Raw genomic sequence first — 1,632 nt, 5'->3', positions numbered from 1 at the left:
TGGATATCCACTCCATTCCCCTGACGGCTTACCCTCCCATGTCACGCTGGGTCTTCGCCCTTACATTCCTTCGTTCTGCCTCTCAAGGTGTGGACGCCGCTTCTTGCTCCTTTACTGGGTCGTTGCCCTTACGGAATAGATCCTGCGGCTGCTCCGTGCTTCTGTTGTTGGTTTATTCCCAAACTCTAGTGAGGAACGGAAAAATGATTTGAATTAAGCTACCATCTGTATTTGGGACTGGCGTACAGGTCCTAAAACGTCGGTCGCATTGTACGGAACGCACTTCGTGCCTAGTGTGTACAGTACACGGATGAGCTTCCCGCAGAGCGCCACGATGGACTGCTTCTTCTTAAGTGGATTTTGACTTCGCTTCGTAAAGTAATGATGCAACGCCTTGAATTCGGCGTTTTTGGCAACCATCGGCATCACTGCTCGAAAAAGCAAGGCTCTTAGTCGGGATCGTCCGCGCTTGGTAATCGTGGACTTGCCCTTCTTCTTGCCGGAACTGTTCTCTTTGAGATTAAATCCAGCAAGACGGATGATCTGCTGGCCATGGTCATAGCCGCTAAGATCACCAACTTCAGCCAAGAAGCCCGCCAGCGTAACAGCTCCGATTCCTGGTACTGTCAGCATCTCTTTGGTACCTGGAATTTGTGCAAGCAATGCTTCCACTAGCGCCATGATTTCTTCAAGTTGCCTTGAGAATAGTTCATATTGTTCCAGTAAGGCCCTGAGCTCGATTTTCGCCGCCGTCAGCCCTTCGGTAAGTCCAATTGAGTTTGTGGCGGCTTGAAGGAGTTGCGCGGCACGTTTGGAGCCAACCGCTCGCTTCACGTCTTCCTTCCATCGGCGCTCAATTGCACTCGCGCCAAGCGATACAATCTCCTGTGGCGTCGGAAATTCACGAAGCGTGATGAGCGAGGCCTTTCCTTCCCAATCTTTAAACACAAGGCTGTACTCCGGAAAGAAGCGATCAAGCCAGTTCTGAATACGCCGTTGGACTTGACCGAAGTTCACCATCACCTTCTCTCGAAGGTTCATGAGAATACGAAGGTCGGCATAAACGCACGTAGGCAATTTGGGCTCGCTGTACTTGCCATTGCGAACTAAATCAGCGATTAGCCTAGCATCCTTGTAATCATTCTTCGTCGGTGAATTGTCTTCAAGTTCTTTGCTTTTATTGACGTGATGAGGATTCACGATAACGACTTTGATGTTTTCTCGATGCAGAAATTCGGCCAGTGGAAACCAGTAGTGTCCGGTTGGCTCAATGCCCAAGATGATGTCCGTCTTGGCGTATTGCCGCTGAAGCTCTTTCATCCACGAAACGAGTTTCGTCAGGCCAGAATGGTCATTGCCGAACACGCAGTCCTTACCAATCTCGATTCCGCGGAAATCGACAGCTCTGGCAACATGCGTTTTCTTCGCAATATCTGCACCGACAACAAGGGTTAATTCGGTAATTTGTTGAATACGTTGATTCTGCTTTTTCGATTGCTTATACTTCATTGTGGAGTACCTCCTGTACGGGTAATTGTTCTTTGGACGGAACGTTTCCCAGTTTACAGAAGGTGCTTTTTTTATTCAAACCCCAAATTCATTCATTACAGGAATGGCTCCTTTTCTATTTAC

General features: G+C 48.7%; 1 protein-coding gene. It reads right to left on the bottom strand.

Annotated elements, in window-relative coordinates; translation table 11 throughout:
- Positions 1-213 precede the first annotated feature (213 nt).
- Positions 214-1,509, bottom strand: a complete 1,296-nt coding sequence (locus EDM55_RS29860; RefSeq protein ID WP_122962134.1) for an IS110 family RNA-guided transposase — start codon at positions 1,507-1,509, stop codon at positions 214-216.
- Between the last annotated feature and the right edge of the window lie 123 nt (positions 1,510-1,632).

It is taken from the genome of Brevibacillus centrosporus (genome assembly GCF_003710815.1).
In the GTDB taxonomy this organism is placed as follows: Bacteria; Bacillota; Bacilli; order Brevibacillales; family Brevibacillaceae; genus Brevibacillus; species Brevibacillus centrosporus.
Note: the sequence above shows the minus strand (reverse complement) of the source record. Positions and strands in the feature narration are given on the sequence as shown.

Coding starts and splice junctions, on each gene's coding strand:
- EDM55_RS29860 (WP_122962134.1), bottom strand. CDS start 1,509: ATGAAGTATAAGCAATCGAAAAAGCAGAATCAACGTATTCAACAAATT.